This is a genomic window from Variovorax sp. Sphag1AA, assembly GCF_014192575.1.
GTDB lineage: Bacteria > Pseudomonadota > Gammaproteobacteria > Burkholderiales > Burkholderiaceae_C > Variovorax.
In genome coordinates, this window is sequence record NZ_JACHYC010000001.1 from 1240515 (window position 1) to 1262690 (window position 22176).

At 65.8% G+C, this 22176-nt stretch carries 23 protein-coding genes; 21 read left to right on the plus strand and 2 right to left on the minus strand.

Features of this window, described 5'->3' with window-relative positions; all coding sequences use genetic code 11:
• The first annotated feature begins 164 nt into the window (after positions 1–164).
• The 8 genes from FHW64_RS06050 to FHW64_RS06085 all read left to right on the plus strand — a co-directional run bounded on the left by FHW64_RS06050 (position 165) and on the right by FHW64_RS06085 (position 8485).
• On the plus strand, positions 165–623 hold the full coding sequence (locus FHW64_RS06050) for a universal stress protein (RefSeq protein ID WP_184523969.1): 459 nt from the start codon (positions 165–167) through the stop codon (positions 621–623).
• 7 nt (positions 624–630) lie between these two features.
• Positions 631–3207: a magnesium-translocating P-type ATPase gene (gene mgtA / locus FHW64_RS06055; RefSeq protein ID WP_311733260.1), complete on the plus strand. Its 2577-nt coding sequence runs from the start codon at positions 631–633 to the stop codon at positions 3205–3207.
• Between the two features lie 78 nt (positions 3208–3285).
• The gene (locus tag FHW64_RS06060) at positions 3286–5319 is read left to right on the plus strand and encodes a PAS domain S-box protein (RefSeq protein ID WP_184523973.1); all 2034 of its coding nucleotides are present in this window, start codon (positions 3286–3288) and stop codon (positions 5317–5319) included.
• 30 nt (positions 5320–5349) lie between these two features.
• Positions 5350–6108, plus strand: coding sequence for a hypothetical protein (locus tag FHW64_RS06065; protein ID WP_184523975.1), 759 nt, complete (start codon positions 5350–5352; stop codon positions 6106–6108).
• A 108-nt stretch (positions 6109–6216) separates the two neighbouring features.
• Positions 6217–6768, plus strand: a complete 552-nt coding sequence (locus tag FHW64_RS06070; RefSeq protein ID WP_184523977.1) for a universal stress protein — start codon at positions 6217–6219, stop codon at positions 6766–6768.
• Between the two features lie 238 nt (positions 6769–7006).
• Complete coding sequence (locus FHW64_RS06075) at positions 7007–7645, plus strand: universal stress protein (protein WP_260303658.1); 639 nt, start codon at positions 7007–7009, stop codon at positions 7643–7645.
• A 36-nt stretch (positions 7646–7681) separates the two neighbouring features.
• Entirely contained in the window at positions 7682–8050 is a 369-nt protein-coding gene (locus FHW64_RS06080; RefSeq protein ID WP_221210157.1) for an HPP family protein, read from the plus strand.
• 159 nt (positions 8051–8209) lie between these two features.
• Complete coding sequence (locus tag FHW64_RS06085; RefSeq protein WP_184523982.1) at positions 8210–8485, plus strand: hypothetical protein; 276 nt, start codon at positions 8210–8212, stop codon at positions 8483–8485.
• 6 nt (positions 8486–8491) lie between these two features.
• Here the strand turns inward: FHW64_RS06085 and FHW64_RS06090 are convergent, their stop codons facing one another.
• Positions 8492–8998, minus strand: a complete 507-nt coding sequence (locus tag FHW64_RS06090) for a CBS domain-containing protein (RefSeq protein ID WP_184523984.1) — start codon at positions 8996–8998, stop codon at positions 8492–8494.
• 183 nt (positions 8999–9181) lie between these two features.
• Between FHW64_RS06090 and FHW64_RS06095 the strand changes: the two genes are divergently transcribed.
• The 8 genes from FHW64_RS06095 to FHW64_RS06130 all read left to right on the plus strand — a co-directional run bounded on the left by FHW64_RS06095 (position 9182) and on the right by FHW64_RS06130 (position 14600).
• Positions 9182–9391: a hypothetical protein gene (locus FHW64_RS06095; RefSeq protein WP_184523986.1), complete on the plus strand. Its 210-nt coding sequence runs from the start codon at positions 9182–9184 to the stop codon at positions 9389–9391.
• A gap of 92 nt (positions 9392–9483) precedes the next feature.
• On the plus strand, positions 9484–10611 hold the full coding sequence (locus FHW64_RS06100) for an ABC transporter permease (protein ID WP_260303659.1): 1128 nt from the start codon (positions 9484–9486) through the stop codon (positions 10609–10611).
• Between the two features lie 13 nt (positions 10612–10624).
• On the plus strand, positions 10625–11437 hold the full coding sequence (locus tag FHW64_RS06105; RefSeq protein WP_184523988.1) for an ABC transporter ATP-binding protein: 813 nt from the start codon (positions 10625–10627) through the stop codon (positions 11435–11437).
• Positions 11422–12360, plus strand: a complete 939-nt coding sequence (locus FHW64_RS06110; RefSeq protein WP_184523990.1) for an MlaD family protein — start codon at positions 11422–11424, stop codon at positions 12358–12360. The genes FHW64_RS06105 and FHW64_RS06110 overlap by 16 nt, the downstream gene beginning before the upstream one ends.
• Complete coding sequence (locus tag FHW64_RS06115; RefSeq protein ID WP_184523992.1) at positions 12357–12989, plus strand: ABC-type transport auxiliary lipoprotein family protein; 633 nt, start codon at positions 12357–12359, stop codon at positions 12987–12989. Before FHW64_RS06110 ends, FHW64_RS06115 begins: the two co-directional genes overlap by 4 nt.
• 26 nt (positions 12990–13015) lie before the next feature.
• A complete protein-coding gene (locus FHW64_RS06120) occupies positions 13016–13474 on the plus strand; it encodes an NUDIX domain-containing protein (RefSeq protein WP_184523994.1) in 459 nt (152 codons plus the stop codon).
• A 59-nt stretch (positions 13475–13533) separates the two neighbouring features.
• Positions 13534–14139, plus strand: a complete 606-nt coding sequence (locus FHW64_RS06125; RefSeq protein WP_184523996.1) for a hypothetical protein — start codon at positions 13534–13536, stop codon at positions 14137–14139.
• A 26-nt stretch (positions 14140–14165) separates the two neighbouring features.
• Positions 14166–14600, plus strand: a complete 435-nt coding sequence (locus FHW64_RS06130) for an HPF/RaiA family ribosome-associated protein (protein WP_184523998.1) — start codon at positions 14166–14168, stop codon at positions 14598–14600.
• Positions 14601–14646: 46 nt separating this feature from the next.
• Here the strand turns inward: FHW64_RS06130 and FHW64_RS06135 are convergent, their stop codons facing one another.
• A complete protein-coding gene (locus FHW64_RS06135) occupies positions 14647–14970 on the minus strand; it encodes a cytochrome C (RefSeq protein ID WP_184524000.1) in 324 nt (107 codons plus the stop codon).
• Positions 14971–15153: 183 nt separating this feature from the next.
• Between FHW64_RS06135 and FHW64_RS06140 the strand changes: the two genes are divergently transcribed.
• The 5 genes from FHW64_RS06140 to FHW64_RS06160 all read left to right on the plus strand — a co-directional run bounded on the left by FHW64_RS06140 (position 15154) and on the right by FHW64_RS06160 (position 22168).
• Entirely contained in the window at positions 15154–15900 is a 747-nt protein-coding gene (locus FHW64_RS06140; protein WP_184524002.1) for a Crp/Fnr family transcriptional regulator, read from the plus strand.
• Between the two features lie 67 nt (positions 15901–15967).
• The gene (locus tag FHW64_RS06145) at positions 15968–16498 is read left to right on the plus strand and encodes a universal stress protein (protein ID WP_184524004.1); all 531 of its coding nucleotides are present in this window, start codon (positions 15968–15970) and stop codon (positions 16496–16498) included.
• Positions 16499–16578: 80 nt separating this feature from the next.
• Positions 16579–18084: a trypsin-like peptidase domain-containing protein gene (locus tag FHW64_RS06150; protein ID WP_184524006.1), complete on the plus strand. Its 1506-nt coding sequence runs from the start codon at positions 16579–16581 to the stop codon at positions 18082–18084.
• Between the two features lie 183 nt (positions 18085–18267).
• Positions 18268–20148, plus strand: a complete 1881-nt coding sequence (glgB, locus tag FHW64_RS06155) for a 1,4-alpha-glucan branching protein GlgB (protein WP_260303703.1) — start codon at positions 18268–18270, stop codon at positions 20146–20148.
• Positions 20123–22168: an alpha-1,4-glucan--maltose-1-phosphate maltosyltransferase gene (locus tag FHW64_RS06160; protein WP_184524010.1), complete on the plus strand. Its 2046-nt coding sequence runs from the start codon at positions 20123–20125 to the stop codon at positions 22166–22168. Before glgB ends, FHW64_RS06160 begins: the two co-directional genes overlap by 26 nt.
• Positions 22169–22176 lie beyond the last annotated feature (8 nt).

Sequence of the window (22176 nt, forward strand, 5' to 3'; positions counted from 1 at the left end):
GCAGCAGCGTTCACCCTTGCGCGCCGTCAAAGCGTGCGGAAGCGGCGAAAACTTGATCGAGCGCAAGCGCCGGACTGCAACGCCCGCAAAGAATTCCTCACTCGCTTCAGCAGCGGCCGGTCGCGAGCGGATCGTCCATGGAAGCGGCCGAGGAAAGTTCAGTCATGTATCACCGTATCCTCGTTCCTGTCGACGGCAGCAAGACTTCGGCACTGGGCCTTCAGGAGGCCATCCGCCTGGCTGCGGAACAGAAGGCCAGCCTGCACCTCCTGCACGTGGTCGATGATTTCCCGATGCTCGTGGAGCTGGCGAACGTCGTTGCCTACAACAACGTGATTCATTCGCTGCGCGAGTATGGCGAGAAGCTCCTCTCCGATGCGCAGGCGCTCGCGGCCCGGTCTGGCGTGAAGGCCGAGTCGGCCTTGCGCGAGGTGACCGGAGGGCGTGTCGCCACCATCGTGCTCGCGGAAGCGAAGGCGACCGGTTGCGACCTGATCGTGATGGGAACGCACGGGCGCAGGGGCGTCAGCCGGCTGACGCTGGGTAGCGATGCCGAACTGGTCGTGCGCGGAAGTCCGGTGCCTGTCCTTCTGGTGCGGCATCCCGGCCAGGAACCGGCCTAGCCGCGACGTGAAGTCTTCCGATCCCTCTTCCGCTCCCCCGTCCACCTGGTGGCTCGATGCTGCTCCGGCAGCAACGCAGGGGCTGTCCGGGTCCGAGGCGGAGGAGCGGCTGGGTCGCCACGGCCCCAACACGCTGGAGGCCAGCAACCAGCGTCCACTCGCGCTGCAGTTCCTCGCACGCTTTCGCAATCCGCTCGTGCTCGTACTGCTGGCCGCGAGCGCGGTGTCAGTCGCGACCGGAGACGCTGCCAACTTCTTCATCATCATGACGCTGGTGCTGCTCAGCGTCACGCTGGACTTCGTCCAGGAACATCGGGCCGACCGGGCCGCGCAGAAGCTGCGTGAATCAGTGGCCTTGCGCGCCACGGTGATCCGCGATGGGCGGCCGCAGGAACTGCCGGTGTCGGAGCTGGTTCCAGGCGACCTCGTCCTTCTCGCCGCAGGCGAACGGATTCCGGCTGACGGCAGGGTGGTCGAGGCACGCGACTTCTTCGTCAACCAGGCATTGCTGACCGGGGAGTCCTATCCGATCGAGAAGCGGCCGGGCGAATTGGATCGCGGCGCGACCGAGCTGCAGCAGGCCGCCAACGCCGTGTTCATGGGAAGCTCGGTCGTGTCCGGCAGTGCGCGCGTGCACATCATGGCGACGGGCGCTGCCACTGCGCTTGGCGAGGTGGCCCACAGCATCCAGTCGGAGCCGCCTCCGACGGCGTTCGAGGTGGGCATGCACCGCTTCGCGATGCTGCTCGTGCGACTGACGCTGTGGATGGTTCTGTTCGTCATGCTGGTCAACCTGGTGCTGCACCGGCCGCTGCTCGAGTCCTTCCTGTTCGCAGTCGCGCTCGCGGTGGGGCTCACACCAGAGCTGCTGCCGATGGTGGTGACCGTCACACTCTCGCGCGGTGCATTGCGCATGGCGCAGCGGCGCGTCATCGTCAAGCGCTTGCCCGCGATCCAGAACCTGGGTGCGATGGACGTACTTTGCACCGACAAGACCGGCACGCTGACGGAGGCCCGGATCAGCCTCGAGCGCTGCATCGATGCGGATGGGCGGGACAGCCAGCGCGTGCTGATGCTCGCCCACCTCAACAGCGTCTTCGAAAGCGGCTTGAAGAGCCCGCTCGACGATGCCATCCTCGCGCGCGAGATCGACGCCGGAGCCTGGACCAAGATCGACGAGGTGCCGTTCGACTTCGAGCGACGGCGGGTGTCGGTGCTGGTCGATCGCGGCGATGTTCGCTGGCTGGTTGTCAAGGGCGCGCCGGACGATGTCATCAGCGCATGCAGTCAGCACGAGATCGACGGCGGCGGCTCTCGCGCCCCACTGGATGCCGCCGCGAAGGCGCGGCTGCAGGCGCAATGCCGCAACCTGGAACAGCAGGGTCTGCGGGTGCTCGGGGTGTCGTGGCGCGAAGTGCCCCGGGATCATCCCCATGCCGATGTGCGCGACGAGACGAACCTGGTGTTCGCCGGGTTCGCCGCGTTCATCGACCCGCCAAAGGCCGGCGCAGGCGAAGCGCTCGCGGCACTGGCCAAGAGCGGCGTGGCCGTGAAGATCGTCAGCGGCGACAGCGAGCTCGTGGTGCAGCACCTGTGCAAGCTGCTCCACGTTCCGGTGACTGGTGTGTTGACCGGGCGCGAGATTGCCGCCATGGACGAAGCCGCGCTGCGCGCCCGGGTCATCAAGACCAATCTCTTCTGCCGCGTGAACCCGGCGCAGAAGAACCGCATCATCCTGGCGTTGAAGGCCCGCGGACGCGTGGTTGGCTACCTGGGCGACGGCATCAACGATGCACCGCCACTGCGGTCGGCTGACGTTGGCCTGACCGTGGACACCGCTGTCGATGTTGCGCGCGAAGTGGCGGACATGGTGATGCTGGACCACGATCTCGGGGTGCTGCATGACGGCGTGATCGAAGGACGGAGGACCTTCGGCAACGTCATGAAGTACATCATGATGGGCACGAGTTCCAACTTCGGGAACATGCTGAGCATGGCGGGCGCAGCGCTGTTCTTGCCCTTCCTGCCGTTGCTTCCCACGCAGATACTGCTCAACAACATCCTCTACGACGCCTCCGAGGCCGCGATCCCGCTCGATCGCGTCGATGCCGCCGACCTGCGGCGCCCTGGAACCCTGGACATGCGGTTCATCCGGCGCTACATGTGGCTCTTCGGGCTGATCAGCTCGGCCTTCGACGCGCTGACGTTCTGGGTCCTGCTCGGCATGCTGCATGCCGATGTCACGCTCTTTCGCACCGGCTGGTTCATGGAGTCGCTGATCACCCAGGTGCTCGTGATCTTCGTGATCCGCACTCGCGACCGGCCCTGGCGCAGCAAGCCGGCCGCGATATTGACAGGCAGTTCTCTGGCCGTCGTGGCCGTTGCGCTGGTCCTCCCCTACACGCCGCTCGGACATCTGGTGCAGCTGGAACCGCCGCCGCCCGTCTTCTTCGCATGGCTCGCGGTCATGGTGGCGACCTATCTTGTCCTGGTGGAGGTCGCGAAACGCTACTTCTATCTTCACCTCACGACCACGCGGGGCCATCGGATGCCTTTGCACCCGTTGCGGATACGTCAGTCCTGATCACGTTGTCGTTCACCGGACCCGGAACTACCATCCTCTTCGCACTCGGCCATACGTGATGGCCGAGAAGGATGCCCAATGAACGACGCTCCCAAGATTGACGAGGCGACGGTCTTCCGGTCGCTTTTCGCCGCCTACCCAGATGCCCTCCTGCTGGTTGACCTGAAAGGAATCATTCGCCTGGCCAATCCGGCTGCGCTCGCGCTGTTGGGCTACGAAGCCGACGAGTTGCTGGGGCTCGGCGTCGATGAGCTCGTGCCCGATGCCATCCGGCCGCGCCATGCGGCGTACCGCGATGCCTATGCCGCGCAACCACGCCCCCGACCGATGGGAACGCAGATGGACCTGGTCGCGAAAAGGCGCGACGGGAGGGAAGTGATGGTCGAGATCGCCCTGAGCCCGCTGCAGGACCACGGCCTCCCCTACGTCGTGGCGGCCATCCGGAACGTCACGGAATACCCGCGCGTCAAGCAGGCACTCCAGCGGGCGCGCTATGCGGAGTACCTGGCCAAGTTCGGACGCCTGGCCGTGGACACGCGGGAAATAGAAAAGCTCCTGACGGAGGTGCCGGCCGTCGCGGCCGACGCCCTGCACGTGGAAATGGCCGAGATCCGGCTGCTCGAGCCGGACGGACTCAATGTCCGGATCGCCGCGGCCACAGGCCTGGACGCAGCACAAAGAATCGGACAACTGCTCGCCATCGAAGCGGGCTCCGCGCTCGAAATCGTCCTGACCCAAGGCAAGGCGGTCGTGGCGGGCGACAGCACTGGCCATGGCGAATCGAGATACCAGTTGACGCCCAGCGATCGCGAAGCGGGAGTCGTCTGCAAGTTGCTCGTCCCGCTGTCCGACCGCGGCCGCACCATCGGGGCACTGGCCGTACGCTCGCGCAACCGCTACACCTTCGGCGAGGACGAACTGAACTTCCTCCAGTCGCTGTCGAGCATGCTCGCCACGGCCCTGCAGCGGGCCGGCAGCGAAGATGCGTTGAACCATGCCCAGCGCCTCGAATCGGTGGGCCAGCTCACCGGTGGCATCGCGCATGACTTCAACAATCTCCTGACGGTGATCTCCGGCAACCTCCAGATCTTGCGTGACGTGCCCGCATGCGCTTCCGACACGCTGGTACAGCCGCTGGTCGACGCGGCCATCCGCGCGACGCAGCGCGGCGCGGAACTCACCGCCAAGCTCCTGGCTTTCTCGCGGCGCCAGGTGCTTCAGCCCACCGTGGTCGATCTCGGCGCTCTGCTGCACTCTCTCACGGACATGCTGCGCAGGACACTGGACCAACGCATCGCGATCGAACTCGACGTTGCTGTCGACCTGCTATGTACCGCCGATCCGACGCAGCTCGAATCCGCACTGTTGAACATTGCGCTCAACGCACGCGACGCCATGCCGAAGGGGGGAACCCTGAGATTCAACTGCCATGTGGCAGAGACAAAGCCGCCGGAACTCGAAGCCTCGGAGGCGACCATGGAGGGCTTCATCGCCATCGAGATCTCGGACACCGGTGAAGGCATGCCGGAAGCGGTTCGGGAGCGGGCGTTTGAACCGTTCTTCACCACGAAGGAAAGCGGACGCGGCACCGGGCTCGGGCTGTCGACGGTGTACGGGTTCGCACGCCAATCGAGAGGCGCGGCAACCCTCGAAAGCGCGCCCGGCCACGGCACGACCGTCACTCTGTACTTGCCGCGTGTCGCGCTCGATGACATTCGGGCCGAGTCGCAGGACGCCCGGCCCGCAACACAGATCCCTAGAGGCCTGAAGGTCCTTCTCGTCGAGGACGACCCGGAAGTCATCGAAGTGGTCCGGCGATTCCTGACATCGATGGGTCTCGAGGCGCTGCCCTGCGCAGACGGTCAACAGGCACTGCAGGTACTGGAGAAGCAGTCGGTCGACCTGCTGCTCACCGACGTCTTCCTGGGTCCCGGCCTGCGCGGCACCGAACTGGCTGTCCAGGCAAGACGCAGGCACCCTGATCTTCCGATCCTCCTGATGTCGGGATACTCCCGGGAACTGCTCGACGAGCGGCACGGGTGGGAAGTGCTGGCAAAACCCTACACCCGCTCTTCACTCGAGCGCGCGATTGGCCGGGTGCTTGGCCAGTAGCGATCCCTGGTGGCGTTGAACGCAGCGGACTTGCGCAGCGTCAAGTTCGCAGCACGCAACCGGCGTAGCGTTCTCCACGTGACCATCTCTCGTACTGCGCGACGAGCAGCGGATGAATCCTTGCCATCCGCCAGCAAGATCGCCTCTCTCATCGCGACTGCTGATCGTCTGCGGCAGTCCCCGGGTTCGCCGCTGCGCGGCCGAAATCTCGCCCTGCTTCGAAAGGAGAACGGCTATGCCAGTTCGCCGCTTCAGGATGCCGCCGAAGAACTCGGCGCGCGGGTGGCTCTGTTGAATTTCTCGCCCAAGAAGGGGACGTCGGATGCACGCACGGACGTCACCGCCTTTGCGCGCATGCTTGGACGCATGTACGACTGCATTGACTGCGACGGCCTGAACGCGTCCGTCAAGCGCCTGGTCGAACAGCACGCCGGCGTACCCGTCTTCCCGGGACTGGCAAGCGACACCCATCCAGCCCGGGCCATCGCGGACCTATGGACGCTCTGCGAGCGACAGGCGCCGACAGAGCGACGGATCATCTTCATCGGAAACGGACGCGGGCAGCGGGCCCGACTGTTCGTGGCAGCAGCCCGAACCGTAGGGGTTGCGATCGTCGTGAGATCGCGCGACGTCCCTCGGGGAGAAGCAACACCGGCTATTGCAGACGCCTCCCGGCCGGGCGACTGGATCCTCTTGATCGGCGATGTCGAAATCGACCGCGGCACCGTGCAGGAGTGCCACCGCCGGATCATCCAGGCCATGCTGGTCCACCGGTTGCTCGGTGCCTGAACGCCTGCCCGGTTCGCGCGATTGATCTCTTTTGCGCCAGATCAAGCGCCTTCGGGAAAGCGCTGTCAATACTGCACCCATCGCACACCCCATCTCGAAGGAGTCTCCATGTATCAACGAATCCTGGTCCCCGTCGATGGGAGTCCGGTCTCCAATCGCGGACTCGACGAAGCTGTTCGCCTGGCCAAGTTGACGCAGGGGCGTCTCCGCTTGGTCCATGTCATCGACGAGCTTTCGCTCGCCCTCGCCATGGATGCGCAATCCGGCAGGGCCGGAAGCTACCTCCAGAGCGTGCGAGACGACGGCGCACGCGTACTCGAGGATGCGAAACGCAGTGTCGTGGCGGCAGGCATCGAGGTCGAGACCTCGCTGCACGAGCGCTACAGCCCCACCGTGTACCCCGCGGTGATCGCCGAATCATCGGTCGATGACATCGTGATCGCCGAAGCCACCCAGTGGAAAGCAGATCTGATAGTCCTCGGCACACACGGACGTCGCGGTGTATCGCGCCTCGTGATGGGGAGCAGCGCCGAACGGATCGTTCGTCGCGCACCGGTGCCGATCCTCCTCGTCCGGGCATCCGACGAAGACAAGCAGATCCACGCCAAGGAAGAGGTCGTTCGCATCCATCAGCCTACCGGGGCGCTTGCGTTCGAATAGCAGCGCGATTCGAAGAGCATCGGTCCAGCAACCGAACCGGGGAAAGACCATGAACGGCTTTCAATCCCTTCTTGTTCACCTGGACGGCACGCTGCGCGCTGGAGCCCGCCTGGACCTCGCGCTGCGACTTGCGCTTCCCTGGCGAGCCCGCGTCAGCGCACTGTTGGCAATCGAACGAAGCCATCTCCCATTGCTGCCCTTGGGCCCTGGCATCCCGCCGCTGCCCCCCGACATCAGGATGGAGGCCGAGCATCGCCGGCATGCGCTGGCCGTCTACGACCAGTCCTGCGTGCTGTCCGGCCAGCCTTGCGAATGGCTCGATTCGGACGGGGCTCCCGTTGTCGATACTTTTACGCGGCGGGCCCTCCTTGCGGATCTTCTCTTCCTGGGGCAACGAGATCCGGACGACCTCGAGGGCTCCGACGTACCCGGGGATTTCGTCGAGTCCGTCATCATCGGCAGCGGGCGCCCTGCATTGGTCGTTCCCCATACAGGCGAAATCGCCCATTCCCCGGACATTGTCTTGCTGGCATGGAAGCCCACCCGCGAATGCGCCCGCGCGCTCGCAGCGGCCATTCCCTTCTTGCAGAACGCACATCACGTTCATCTCGTCGAAGAGGATGGAGATGAGATGCTGCCAATACCGGTGAAGGTTCGCGACTACCTCCATCTGTATGGCATCGAGCGCGTGCATGAGCACGCTCGCCTCACAGAGCAGGATGCCGGGGAGCAGCTCCTGTCGATCGCATCCGACTGCGATGCCGATCTGCTGGTGATGGGGTGCTACGGACACAGCCGTGCGAGGGAGCTGTTGCTGGGCGGCGCCACGCGCACCGTGCTGGACTCGATGACGCTCCCTGTGCTCATGGCTCACTGAACGGGAGCTGCGGTGAATCAATCCATCTCATCCCTCATGCAACGCCCCGTTGTCAGCGTCGGCATGGACGACACCGTGGCACAGGTGGAGGCCCTGCTGTCAGAACTGCATCTGACCTGGGTACCCGTACTGGAGCCGACGAAGCGCGACGTGGCCGGCGTCATCAGCGCCACGGACCTCATCGCCTTTCACGCGCAAGCCCGCGACGCCGGAGCGACGCGTGCGTGGCAGATGTGCAGTTACAAGCCCGTCATCGTCGATGCCGAGACGCCGATCACCATGGTTGCCGACCTGATGGTCGAACGCGGCATCCACCACGTGGTCGTCACCGATCGCCAAGGCATCGCCGGTGTCGTGTCGTCGCTCGACTTCGTGCGCACCTTTCTCCCCGACAGCCGGCGCTGATCGGGCTCGCGCATCATGCGACCGTCCGCATTGCGTCTCGCGCTGGCCGTGCTCCTGAACGCGCTGTGCGCGGCCGCACTGGCTCTGCAGGCCACGCCTCCACTTCTTGCTCCCGGCGCTCATGCCACCGGAGGCATCGGGGAGGAGGACCAGCAGCGCATGCAGTTGAGCCGAACCCTCTACAACCTCCAGCTGACCTTTGCGGAAACCGGGACGGGGGCCTACCTCACGGGAGTGGATGTGCTCATCGAACCTCTCGGCCCCGGGGCTGCGCTCGGCCCCTTCAAGGACTGCGGCCCCCTCCTCTACGTGGTTCTGGCTCCAGGGGCCTACCGTGTGCGCGCTACCTACCGGGGCATCGTTCGTACTGCCAACGTGAAGATCGCCAGGGGCACGACCTCCTCGACGCTCTACTGGCCGATCCTGCCTGATTGACCTGCGTCATTTCACTCCGGTCCCGAAGGCGGGGAAAACCGGGCGCGGTCCAACGGGAGTGGAACCCGGCTTGTGTTCTTTCTTTTCGCGCTCGATTCCGCCCCGCAAGGCGCGTGCGAGCTGCGCAAGTTCGTCCGCAATGGCAGCCATCAGATCCTCGGCGGCCACGAGGCCGATCACCCTGCCCGCCTCATCAACGACGAGGACGCGGCGCACGCCTGCCTTCTCCATGGCAGCGGTGGCCTCCTGAACACTGGCGCTTCCAGGCACTGCGACGAGCGACTTCCTGGCGAGATCGCCCGCGCTCAGATTGCTGCCTGACTGGCCGCTTCCGACGACATCAAGTGCGAGATCACGATCGGTGAGGATGCCCGTGACGCGTGGTGGGTCATCACCGGAGACGATGACCACTGAGCCGACGTGCTCTTCTGACATACGTGCCGCGACTTGCGGGAGGGAGGCCACTGCGGGAACGGCGACAACTTCTCGGCGGCACAGACTGGCGATGTTCATGGGATCTCCGTGAGTGAAATGTTGGAGCTCTCACTCTAGGGAGCGCCTCGAGACATGCCATGACACAGATCAATCGACACGGGTCATTCACGCAGTGTTGCCTTCCGTTTCCCGCCATTGACGGCCCCGCCACGCACGGCGACTAGATTGACTTCACGGGATCACTTCAATCAGGAGACTCAAATGGCCACCTCTTCTGCTGACGGCACATACGAACTCCGCTTCGACGCCCTGTTCTCCAATCGGCGTTCCTATAGCTTCCCATGCGACGGAATGGGTCACGTCGACCTCGATTCGCTCAGCGAACGCGGACGCCTGAACTACCTCTACGCGCGCGCCATGATGGGCGTGGAGGTCACCTGGCCTGCCGTGCGGGCAAGTCTGCCGCATTGAGGCACGGTCAAGGCAAACACTTGACATACGTCAACCCGTCGCCGATCTCGGTTCCTAACATCGGGTAATCCATTCATCGCGCGAAGGAGACCATGTTCGACACCACGAAGGCACACCTCGTGGAATCGTCGCGAGCCAGCATGTCCCCACTGGTTGACGGTGGATGGTCGCTCTCCGGCAACTGGACGGTTCACGGGCTGGGCGACATGCCGAACGCGCTCGATGCGCACGCGTGCGGCGCCGGCACGATCGTCCTGGATGGCACGTCGCTTGCGGCCATCGACAGCGCGGGCGTGTGGGTGCTCCAGGAGTGGCTGCGTCGGCACGGCGCAGCGGCCTCATTGCGTAACTGGTCACCGCGCATGCAGACATTGATGACGCTGGTCGGCGAGCAGCCCGATCGCCCGTTGCCGCAGCCGCCCGCACGGTCTCCCCTGGAACGCCTCGGCCGACTTGCCGACGCTTCGGCGCAGGAGACGCTCGGGCTGCTGCACTTCGTCGGACAGGCGGCCATGGCTGCGCTGGGGCTGCTGATGCGCCCGAGACGCATCCGCTGGCGCACCGTGTGGCGCAACGTGCAGATCGACGGATTCGATGCACTCCCGATCATCGGACTCACATCATTCCTGCTCGGCGTGGTTGTCGCCTACCAGGGCGCTGACCAGCTCCGGCACTACGGCGCCAACGTGTTCGTGGTCGATCTGGTCGGATACGCCATGCTGCGCGAGTTCGCGCCGCTCATCAGCGCGATCATCATCGCCGGACGTTCGGGCTCCGCTTATGCGGCCCAGATCGGCACGATGGTCGTCACGGAGGAAGTCGACGCCATGCGGACCATCGCGATCGATCCGATCGAGCTGCTCGTGCTGCCGAAGGTCCTGGCGCTCGCCATCGCGCTGCCGCTGCTCACGGTGTTCGCGGACATGACCGGCGTCCTGGGCGGCATGGTGATGGCGCGCGTGCAACTCGACATCGGCTTTCCGGAATTCATCGATCGCTTTGGCCGGGAGATGCACGGGTCCACGCTATTGGTGGGCGTGGGCAAGTCGCTGGTGTTCGCAGTCGTGATCGCACTGATCGGCTGCTACCAGGGCTTCCGCACCCGCGGCAGCGCCGACAGCGTGGGCAGGCAGACGACGAAGAGCGTCGTGCAGTCGATCTTCCTGGTGATCGTCGCAGACGCGCTGTTTTCCATCGCGTTCAACATGCTTGACCTCTAGGGCGCCTGCAAGCATGACGCTGCCAGCCGACACGGTGATCGCGATGAACAAGGTCTGCACCCGTTTCGGCAGCCATGCAGTTCACACTGACCTCGACCTCGACGTCCGGCGCGGCGAGATCCTCGCGATCGCGGGCGGCAGCGGATCGGGCAAGTCCGTGCTCATGCGCGAGATGATCCTGCTGCAGCGGCCCACATCGGGATCGATCCGCCTGTTCGGCCACGACATCGCGACGCTCACATTGCCGGAGGCCCATGCGCTGCGGCTGCGATGGGGCGTCATGTTCCAGCATGGCGGATTGTTCAGCGCACTCACTGTGCGGGAGAACATCGGGCTTCCGCTTCGCGAGCACAGCCGACTCGATCGCGCGCTGATCGACCGCATCGCTGAATGGAAGCTGTCCCTGACCGGCCTGCCGCCCGATGCCGGCCTGAAGCAACCGGGCGAGTTCAGCGGCGGAATGCTCAAGCGCGCATCGCTGGCGCGGGCCATCGCGCTCGATCCCGAGCTGCTGTTTCTCGACGAACCCACCTCCGGGCTGGACCCGGACAGCGCCGCAGGCGTGAGCGAGCTGATCCTGCGCACCCACGCGATGTACGGATTGACGATCGTGATCATCACGCACGACCTCGATCTTCTCTGGCAAGCCTGCGACCGCGTCGCGGTGCTCGGCGAAGGTCGCGTGCTGGCCAGCGGCTCGATGGAAGAGCTGTCGAGGCACGACCACCCGATCGTGCGCGGTTACTTCGAAGGACCGCGCCAACGAGCCGCCGCATCGGCAGCGCATCGGCAGCGCGACAAGGAGACGCCATGGACGACAAGGTGAACTACGCACTGGTCGGCACCTTCGTGCTCCTGCTCGGCGCGGCGCTCGTGGCCGGCGTGCTGTGGCTCGCGGCCGGCGCCCATGGCGGCAAGCACTACGGCACGTACCAGTCGATCATGCGCGAGTCGGTGGCCGGGCTGAATGTGGATGCGCCGGTCAAGTACCTCGGGGTCGATGTCGGCAAGGTCAAGGAAATCGCCATCGACCCGGCGGATTCGAGCCAGGTCCGCCTGCGCTTCCTGATCGAGCAGGGAACGCCGATCAAGAAGGACACCGAGGCGGTGTTGAAGACGCAGGGGCTCACCGGCATCGCCTATGTCGAACTCAGCGGAGGCACGGCCGATTCGCCGCCGCTTCGTGGCGCCAATGCCGACGACATTCCCACCATTCCCTCCAAGCCCTCGCTGAGCACCCGGCTCGAAAGCGTGCTCTCCACGGTGCTTGCCAGTGTGGACCGCATGTCCTCCAACCTGAACGCGGTCTTCGACGCCGACACCCGAGCCGCGCTGAAGCAGATGCTCGCGGACACCGCGACCCTGACCCATACGCTGGCGGCGCAGCAGGCCGAGCTCGCCAGCGGCATCGCGGATGCGGCGCGCACTGCGCGCAACACGTCGCGCGCGAGCGAGCATCTCGGGCTCGCGGTCGACCGGGTCGCGAAGGCCGCCGAATCGGTCGAAAAAATGGCCGACAAGGTCAATGCAGCGAGTGACCGCGTGGGCCGCAGCGTCGAGTCAGCGGCGGGCAGCTTCCAGGCACTCAGCGCCGACACCGCTCCCCCGCTGGCGAATCTGCTGAGCGAGCTGAACCAGCTCACCGCGTCCTTGCAGCGCCTGAGCGAACAGACGCAGCGCAATCCGAACAGCCTGCTGGTGGGCGCTCCCCCGAGAAAGCCCGGCCCCGGCGAAAGGGCCCAGCCATGATGCGCAGATGCCGCGCCCCCGCCAGCGCCATGCTGGCCGCCGCCCTGCTCCCGGCCCTGTTGGGCGGTTGCGCGAGATCGCTGCTACCGGAACCGGCCGCATCGCCTGCGCTGTTCGCGCTCTCCGGCGAGATGGATGCCCCCGCCGCCACTGCGCCTGCCGCGACCTCGCGCACATTGATCGTCAACCTGCCGCGTGCCGCACCGGGCTTCGACACTTCGCAGATCGCCTACGTGCGCCGGCCCTACGAGATCGAGTACTTCGCGCACAACCAGTGGGTCGATACACCGTCGAACATGCTCGCGCCGAAGATGGTGCGCGCCATCGAACGCACGGGCGCGTTCCACGCCGTGCTGGGCAGCCCCACCTCTGCGATCGGCCTGTACCGGCTGGAGACTGAGATCGCGCGACTTCAGCAGGACTTCTCGACGACCCCGAGCCATGTGCGCCTCACGCTGCACGCGGTGCTCATAGACACCGCGACGCGCAAGGTCGTTGCGAGCCGCGAGTTCGATGCGCGGGTCAATGCGCCAACCGACGATCCCTATGGCGGCGTGATCGCCGCGCAGCAGGCTGCCAACCAGGTAGTGACCGAACTGGCGTCGTTCTGCGCCGCTTCGGTCCAATGAGTGCCCGGGCCCGAGGCGTCTTTCTCATGACAAGACGAAGCGCGGGGCTGCTCATGTACCGACGCAAGGGCGGCTCGACCGAGGTGCTGCTCGTGCATCCGGGTGGGCCGTTCTGGGCGAAAAAGGACGCGGGCGCGTGGTCGATACCGAAGGGCGAGTACGACAGCGCGACGGAGGATGCGCTCGCCGCGGCGAAGCGGGAATTCACCGAGGAGACCGGATTTCCGTCGGGCGACATTCATCACAGCCTCGGCGAAGCCAAACCGCAGGGCGGAAAGCTTGTCACGGCCTGGGCATTTGAGGGTGACTGCGACCCGAATGCGCTGGTCTCGAACACCTTCGAACTCGAATGGCCACCTCGCTCGGGGCGGCTCGTGCGCTACCCGGAGGTCGATCGCGCCGAATGGTTCGCAACGGAGGAAGCGCGACGGCGCATCAACCCGGCGCAGTGCGTGTTCATCGAACGGCTCGAAAACTTGCGATAGCTCAAACGCCCCTGGCGTTTCCCACGTGAAGCTAGCCGAGTGGACCTCCGGAGAAAGCCATGCGGACGAAAGCCCTGATCCCTCTTCTTGCCCTCACCGTCGGCATCGCATGCGCTGCTGCTGGACTGGATCCTCCGGGCCAACTCAGCCCGGTGTCGACGCCCTCCCAGAAAGCCAAGGACGCCGCCAGCAAGGCCGCTCAAGAGGCGCAAAGCGCGGCGAAGAAGGCGGCCGACGCAGCGAATGCTGCTGCCGAGAAAGGCAAGGTCAACGCAGGAAAGATTTCCAAGGCGCTGGCGGAAGGCATTCGACGCGCCGCGCAGAAGGCCGCCGAGGCCGCCCAACGCTTCGAGGCCAAGGCATCGGCTTCGTCCGCAATTGCACTGGACGCCAGCAGGGAGGCTGCCAACGCAGCGTTGGAAGAAAGCAGGAAGGCGACCAAGGCCACAGAGGAGGCGCTGAAACGAGCAGAAGAAGCGGCCAGGATGGCTGCGCAGTCAACCGGGGAAGAGGCCGAGAAGGCAGCCCAAAGTGCACGGGCGGCCCTCCAGACCGCTGCCGAGGTGACGCGCAGGGCCGCCCAAGCGGCCCACGAAGCTGCGGCCAGAGCGGTCGAGGCGGCTCGCGGTGCGGGCTCTTCCCCACAGCAGGCTCCGGGCAAGTAAAGGCTCCCCCTCAATCGTGCGAAGACTTGCGCCAGCGCAAACCCACCGCGACGCAGATGCGCGATCGTATTGACATGATTTCGGAACCCGACATGAACCTTCCTTTTACGCTCCAGTTCGATGGCCTCGCGCACTCTGACGCGGTCGAAGATCTCGCGCGATCGCGCGTCGAGCATCTCGAGCGGCACTTCGCGGACCTGACGGCGTGCCGCGTGGCCATCTCGAGGGAGTCACGGCACGGGCAGGCTGGCGGGTTCTTTTCCGCTCGCGTCGCCATGACGCTGCCGGGCCGGGAACTCATCGTCTCGCATGCGCACGAGCACGATGCCTATATCGCGCTGCGAGATGCCTTCGACGCCGTAAGTCGGAGGCTGGAAGACAGCGAGCAGGTCCGCCGCGGCAGGGTGAAGACTCACGCCACGCTCTCGGGCCGCAGAAGCGACGACGCGGCCGGAGAGTGAGGCCGCAGCCTCCGGAACTCCCAATGCCCCAGCAGCGAGAAACCTCTCAGGGTTTCGCCGCGGGCGTGAGCACCAGCGGCTTTCCGCCGGGCTGCTTGAATCCGTAGTAGCTCTCGTTGAGGTACTTCGTCACGGCGGCGATGTCGTCGTCGCTCCAGGCGAGGAACCCGATGGCCTGCCAACGCGACACCTGCGCCTGGAGGCTGTCCCAATCCGTTGCCAACCGGCGGTCGCGCCAGTGAACCTCCGTCGTGTGGCAGGCCACGCAGTGGGTGGTGTAGAGGAGTTCTCCACGCGATTGCGCGGCAGCGGGCGCACCGGACAGGAGAACCCCCAGCAGAACACAGGCGGCGGGCGGTACGAATTTCATGGCGCGCTCCTCAGAGTTCGCTCAGCATTGCGCAGGCGCGGATCCGTTCGTTTGACGCAGCGCAATGCCGCAGGCCATTTACATGGCATTCACGCACCGTTACGCAACCGCCCTCGGCATTCAGCGAACTGTTTCACACGTCGCCTACGCTGACAGTCATCCATTCAACAGAGGAGCAAGGCGATGACAAGCGAATCCGGTCGGCGCGCGGTGGAAGAAATTTCCTTCGGGCAGCGAATTGCCGACACGCTCCATCTGGTGCAGGCAACGCTTCCCGTGCAACGCCGGATGGTGCATGCCGGCGACGCGATCTACCAGGTCGGTCAGGACTTTGGCTCGCTGTACGTGGTCAATTCCGGTCTCGTGAAGATGGTGAACCTGTCCAGCGAAGGCCGCGAGCAGGTAGTCGCCTTGCACTTCCGCGGCGACTGGCTGGGGCTGGACGGCATCGCAAGCGGGCACTACGGCTGCGACGCGATTGCCATGGACACGGGCGAAGTCTGGTCGTTCCGCTACGAGGACCTCCTGCAAGCCGCACTCCGCACACCCGCCCTCCTCAGCGCGCTGCACCAGGCAATGAGCAGGCAGCTCGCACGCGATCACGAATCCCTTCAGTCCCTGTGCGCGCTCCCTGCCGATGCGCGGGTCGCGGGCTTCCTCCACTACTGGGCCGAGGCGATGGAGAAGCGGGGACTTCGCACGGACCAGATCTCCCTGCGAATGACTCGCGCGGAAATCGGCAACTACCTCGGCATGACGCTCGAAACTGTGAGCCGTGCCCTGTCCCGCATGGCGCGCGGCGATGTCATCCGGTTTCTCGAGAAAGGTCGCCGCGACATTCACATCCCCAGGGTCGACGCCCTGACGGCATTCATGCGGCAGGTCACGGCGCCGGTTGAAACCCCGCACGCGGTGATGTCCGGGCATTGAGATTCATCAACCGCATCCGTGCGCCCCGGGGCGCATACTGCCAACGTTCACAACAAAGGAGTGCTCCATGTTCCAGCAGATCCTCGTTCCCGTCGACGGAAGCGCGACCTCGATGAAGGGCCTCGACCAGGCGATCGACGTGGCGCGACTCGTCAACGGACGGCTGCGCCTGATCCATGTGGTCGACGAGTTGTCCGCCGCGATGGCGATGGACGCCTATGCCAGCTACGCAGGCGACTGGACCGGACTGCTGCGCGAGACCGGCGCCAAGCTGCTGGCGGAGTGCCGGCAGAAAGTCGAAGCCGCCGGCATCACCGTGGACACCGTGCTGCGCGACACCTTCGAAGGCCCGGTGCATGAGCTCGTGACGCAGGAAGCCGCCAACTGGCCCGCCGATCTCATCGTGCTCGGCACGCACGGTCGACGAGGGGCCAAGCGCCTGTTCCTCGGCAGCAGCGCCGAGCACATCCTGCGTTCTGCGCCGGCGCCCGTACTGCTGGTGCGCGCGGCCGATCAGGCCGAGGCCGCAGCCGAGCCTGCCGCCGAACGCGAACCGTTCCGCGTGCATCTCCCCAGCGGCACGGTGGCGCTCGAATGACCGCGGCTTCCCACCGCACGGCATGAGCTAGCGGCGGCGGCTGGAACCAGCCCACAGCGCAGGCGATCCAACGGAACGCCATGCGCAACGCCACCCCGTCAGTCCGGCGCGGCAGCCGGAACCCACGTGCAACGAGCCGCCCACCCGTCCGGCTCGCGGCGCTGGGCCTTGCCCTGTTGCTGGCCGCGTGTGCGTCTGCGCCTCCATTGCAGCAAGCGCAACCCGGAGGTGCCGCACCCTCTCCCACGGCATCGACCGCCGCGAGCCCCGCCTTCTCTTCCCTCGTCGCCAGCCGCAGCGCCAGCGTCGTCGACATCAGCACGCTGCGCATCGGGACTGACGACCGGGCGGCGGAACTGGAGATTGCGCCCGAGCTGGACTTCGCCGACCGGCTCGCCGACCCGCTGCCCGTCAGCGTGCGCATCAGCCAGACGCGCGATCTCGCTTCCGGCGTGATCCTCACGAGCGACGGGCTGATCCTGACAAGCGCGCATGTGATCGCCGGCGTGGACGAAGCGCAGGTTCGCCTCGACGACGGCCGGCGCTTTTCGGGTCGCGTGGTCGGCGTGGATCGGCGCACCGACGTCGGGCTCATGAAGATCGATGCGACCGGACTTCCGCCAGCACTCATCGGCGATTCGGCGGGGATCGCGCCCGGCGACTGGGTCGCGGCGATCGGCGCGCCGTTCGGTTTTCACGGAAGTGTCACAGCCGGCGTGGTGAGCGCCATCGACCGCTACGTGGCCGGCGGCGGCGAAGTGCCCTACATCCAGACCGATGTCGCGATCAATCCCGGCAGCTCGGGGAGCCCTCTGTTCAATAGCCGCGGCGAGGTGGTCGGCATCAATTCCATGATCTACAGCGGCAGCGGCGGCTACATGGGCCTCTCGTTCGCGGTGCCGATCAATCTCGCGATGCGGATCGCGGGGCAGCTCAAGTCCAGCGGCCGCGTGCAGCGCGCACGCATTGGCGCCGACTTCCAGGAGATGACCCCCGCGCTGGCGCAGTCCTTCGGCCTGAAGCAGCCGGCCGGCGCGCTCGTGGTGGGCGTGGATCCGAACGGCCCTGCGCGATCCGCCGGGCTGCTTCGCGGCGACGTGGTGACCGCGTTCGATGGCAAGCCGATCACGCGCTCGACCGAACTGCAACAACGGATATCGCAAGGCCGGGCGGGCAGCCGCAATGCGATGGAGGTGTGGCGACGCGGTGCCACGCGCACGCTCTGGGTCACCTTGTCCGAAGAAGCCGCGCCGCGCAGCATCCTGCGGCCGACCGCCGCTGTCGAATGGGGCGACGGCCTCGGCCTGAGCCTGGGCGAGCTGTCGTCCACCCAGCGCCTGCAACTCGGCATCGACGGCGGCCTCGTGGTGCGCGAAGCGGCAGGCGCAGCTCGCAGCGAAGGCATCCGCGCGGGCGATCTCATCGTGGCAGTCAACGACACCCGGATCGACCACATCGAAGACTTCCAGCGCACCCTCTCGACCATCGCTCCGGGTCGCAGCGTCGCCCTGCTGGTCTGGCGCGATCGCCGGCTGGCCTACGTGCCGGTGCGGCTGCCGGAGCGCGCGCTCAAGCCGGCGAGTTGAACACTGCCGCAGGCCGCTCTACAGTAAGTCGCTGTCCGACAGCGGGACGAGCGGTCGATACCTGCCCGGATGCAGCACTGCGTCATAGAAAGGACGTTCGGCCCTGGCCCGGGGCACTCAACGTGGAAAGAACAACTCGTGAGCGCTGCACCCCCTACCCAGGTATCCCAGGCGTTCGACGCCATGGACGCCTATCTCTTCCGGGAAGGCACCCATTCCCGGCTGCATGAGAGGCTGGGCGCTCATCTGGCCGCCGACGGGCAAGGCGCATCTTTCGGGGTCTGGGCGCCGAATGCGACGTCTGTATCGGTCATCGGGGACTGGAACGACTGGAACGGCCACGCCGACCCGCTCACGCCGCGCGCCGATTCGACTGGCGTCTGGGAAGGCCGCTGCCAGCGCGCCTGCCACGGCCAAGCTTACAAATACCGCATCACCGCAAGCGGCGGCCGCGTGCTCGAAAAGGCCGACCCGCTTGCCTGCTACGCCGAACAACCGCCTGCCACCGCGTCGCGGATCTGGTCACTCGACTACACCTGGAGCGATGCCGACTGGATGCAGCACCGTGCCGAACGTAACGCCGCCGATGCACCGGTTTCGATCTATGAAGTCCACGCGGGCTCGTGGCGCCGCAACGACGGCCAGCCGATGGGCTGGCGCGATCTCGCGCATGCGCTGGCCGAGTATGTGAACTCGATCGGCTTCACGCACGTCGAGCTGATGCCGGTTACGGAGCATCCGTTCTATGGATCGTGGGGTTATCAAACCACAGGCTATTTCGCACCAACTTCGCGCTATGGCACGCCGCAGGACTTCATGTACTTCGTCGACCACCTGCACCAGCGCGGCATCGGCGTGCTGCTGGACTGGGTGCCGTCGCACTTCCCGACCGACCCGCACGGCCTCGCATCGTTCGACGGCACGCATCTCTACGAGCATGCGGACCCACGCCAGGGCTTTCATCCGGAATGGAACTCGGCCATCTTCAACTACGGCCGCAACGAAGTCCGCAGCTTCCTGATGTCGTCGGGCCTCTTCTGGCTCGACCGGTATCACCTCGACGGTCTGCGGGTCGATGCGGTCGCGTCGATGCTGTATCTCGACTACGCGCGCCAGGGCAGCGGCTGGATTCCCAACCGGCACGGCGGCCGCGAGAACCTCGAGGCGATCCACTTCCTGCAGGAACTCAACCGCGCGACCTACCGGGACCACCCCGGCACCTTTACCGTGGCCGAAGAGTCCACCGCGTGGCCGCAGGTCTCGCGCCCGACCGACATGGGTGGGCTCGGCTTCGGCATGAAGTGGAACATGGGCTGGATGCACGACACCCTCGCCTACATGCGCGAGGACCCGGTGCACCGGCGCTATCACCACCACAGGCTGACCTTCTCGATGGTCTACGCCTTCAGCGAAAACTTCGTTCTGCCCCTGTCGCACGACGAAGTCGTCTACGGCAAGGGATCGCTGATCAACAAGATGCCCGGCGACGAATGGCAACAGTTCGCCAATCTGCGGCTGATGCTGTCGTACATGTGGGCGCATCCGGGCAAGAAGCTGCTTTTCATGGGCGGGGAATTCGCGCAGCGGCGCGAATGGACGCATGAAGGCGAGCTCGAATGGGGCTCGCTTCAATCCGAAAAGCATCGCGGCGTGCAGCATCTCGTGGGCGAACTCAATCGCCTGCTGCGCCAGGAGCCGGCCCTGCACGAGCTCGACTTCTCATCCGATGGCTTCCAGTGGCTGGAACCCAACGATCACGAGCAAAGCGTTGTCGCGTTCCTGCGACGATCCCACTCGAGCGGATCGGTGCTCGTGATCTGCAACATGACGCCGGTTCCGCGCCAGAACTACTGTGTCGGCGTTCCGAACGACGGCACCTGGGCCGAAGTCCTCAACACCGATGCGCGCGTGTTCGGCGGCTCGGGCTGGGGCAACCTCGGCGCGGTGCGTGCCTCGCCGATGCGCTCGCACGGGCAGCCCCATTCGGTGTGCCTCACGCTGCCGCCTCTCTCCACCCTCTTCCTGAAGGTCGTTGTCGATGATCAGCAAACTCCTGCTGCGTGACGACGCGCCCGTCCCGGTCGACGTGGTCGATGGCCGCAGCCGCGCGGTGGTCGATGCGGTCCTGCCGATCGTGGATGGCGGTCGCTTTGCGGTGAAGCGCACCGTTGGCGAAAGCGTGCACGTCACCGCGCATGTGTTCACCGACGGGCACGACGTGCCGCGCGTGATGCTCCAGTGGTGGAAGGAAGGCGACGAGCGATGCCACGAAGTCGCGATGAAGCTGCGCTACAACGACGAGTGGCTTGCCGACTTCACGCCGCCGGTCATGGGGCGCTACCGCTACACGGTGGTGGCCTGGGTCGATGCCTTCGAATCGTGGCGGCATGAACTGGTCCGCCGCGTCGACGCGGACGACATCCGCATCGCCGCGCGCACCGGCGCGATCGAAATTGCCGCCGCGGCCGAACGCACCAAGGGCGACGATCGCGAGACGCTCGCGCACTGGGCGCGCTCCCTCGAAGACGGCGCGAACGACAGCGCGATGGATGTCGCCGCGCTGAAGGCACTCGCGCTCGACGAAGAATTCGCCGCGATCGCCGAGCGCCATCCAGACCGTCATCTCGAATCGCGCTTCGCGGCCGAGATCCCGCTCGTGGTCGACCGCGAACGCGCGCGCTTCAGCACCTGGTACGAACTCTTCCCCCGCTCGGCCTCGTCGACGCCCGGCGCGCACGGCACCTTCCGCGATGTCGAAGAAAGGCTGCCCCTCATCGCGTCGATGGGCTTCGATGTGCTCTACATGCCGCCGATCCACCCCGTCGGTCGCGTGCAACGCAAGGGACGCAACAACACGCTCACGCCGGAACCCGGCGACGTCGGCAGCCCATGGGCCATCGGCGCGGCAGAAGGCGGCCACAAGGCGCTGCTGCCCGAACTCGGCACGCCGGAGGACTTCCGCCGTCTGGTCGCGGCCGCGTCGCGCATGGGCATCGACATCGCGATGGACATCGCCTTCCAGTGCGCGCCGGACCACCCCTACGTCAAGGAGCATCCGACCTGGTTCCGCTGGCGCCCGGATGGCACGGTGCAGTACGCAGAGAACCCGCCGAAGAAATACCAGGACATCTATCCCTTTCACTTCGAAAGCCCCGACTGGCAGGGGCTCTGGAGTGAACTCAAATCGGTGTTCGATCACTGGATCGCGCAGGGCGTGACCGTCTTCCGCGTCGACAACCCGCACACCAAGTCGTTTGCCTTCTGGGAATGGGTCATCACCGAGGTAAAGCGCGAACACCCCGAAGCGATCTTCCTCGCCGAAGCCTTCACCCGGCCGAAGGTGATGCACCGGCTCGCCAAGCTGGGCTACACGCAGTCCTACACCTACTTCACCTGGCGCAACAGCAAGGAAGAGCTCACCGAATACTTCACCCAGCTGAACGAAGCACCGGGTAGGGAGTACTTCCGCCCCAACGTGTGGCCCAACACGCCGGACATCCTTCATGCCGCACTGCAGACCGGCGAAGAGCCAGTGTTCAGGGCACGCCTGGTGCTCGCCGCGACGCTGGCGGCCAACTACGGCATGTACGGGCCCGCCTACGAGCTGCTGGAGCACCTTCCGCGTGGCCCGTCGAGCGAGGAATACCTCGATTCCGAGAAGTACCAGCTGCGCCACTGGGACTGGAGCGCCGAGGCGGGCCTGCGCCCCTTCATCGCGCGCATCAACCAGATCCGCCGCGCCAACGACGCCTTGCAGTACGACCACAGCCTGCGCTTCCTCGACATCGGGAACGACCACCTCATCGCCTACATGAAGACATCTCCGGATGAATCCCGCGCGGTGGTCACGGTGGTCAATCTCGATCCGCACAACACGCAGATCGGCTGGCTGCATCTCGACCCCGACCTGATCGGCGTGCCGCGCGACCGCACCTTCCAGATGCATGACCTGCTGACGGACCAGCGCTTCGTCTGGAGCGGTACGCATCACTACATCGAGCTCGACCCGCATCGGATGCCGGCCCACGTCATGGCGGTCCGGCGGCGCCTGCGCGACGAGCGGGACTTCGACTACTACGCATGAGAGTGACC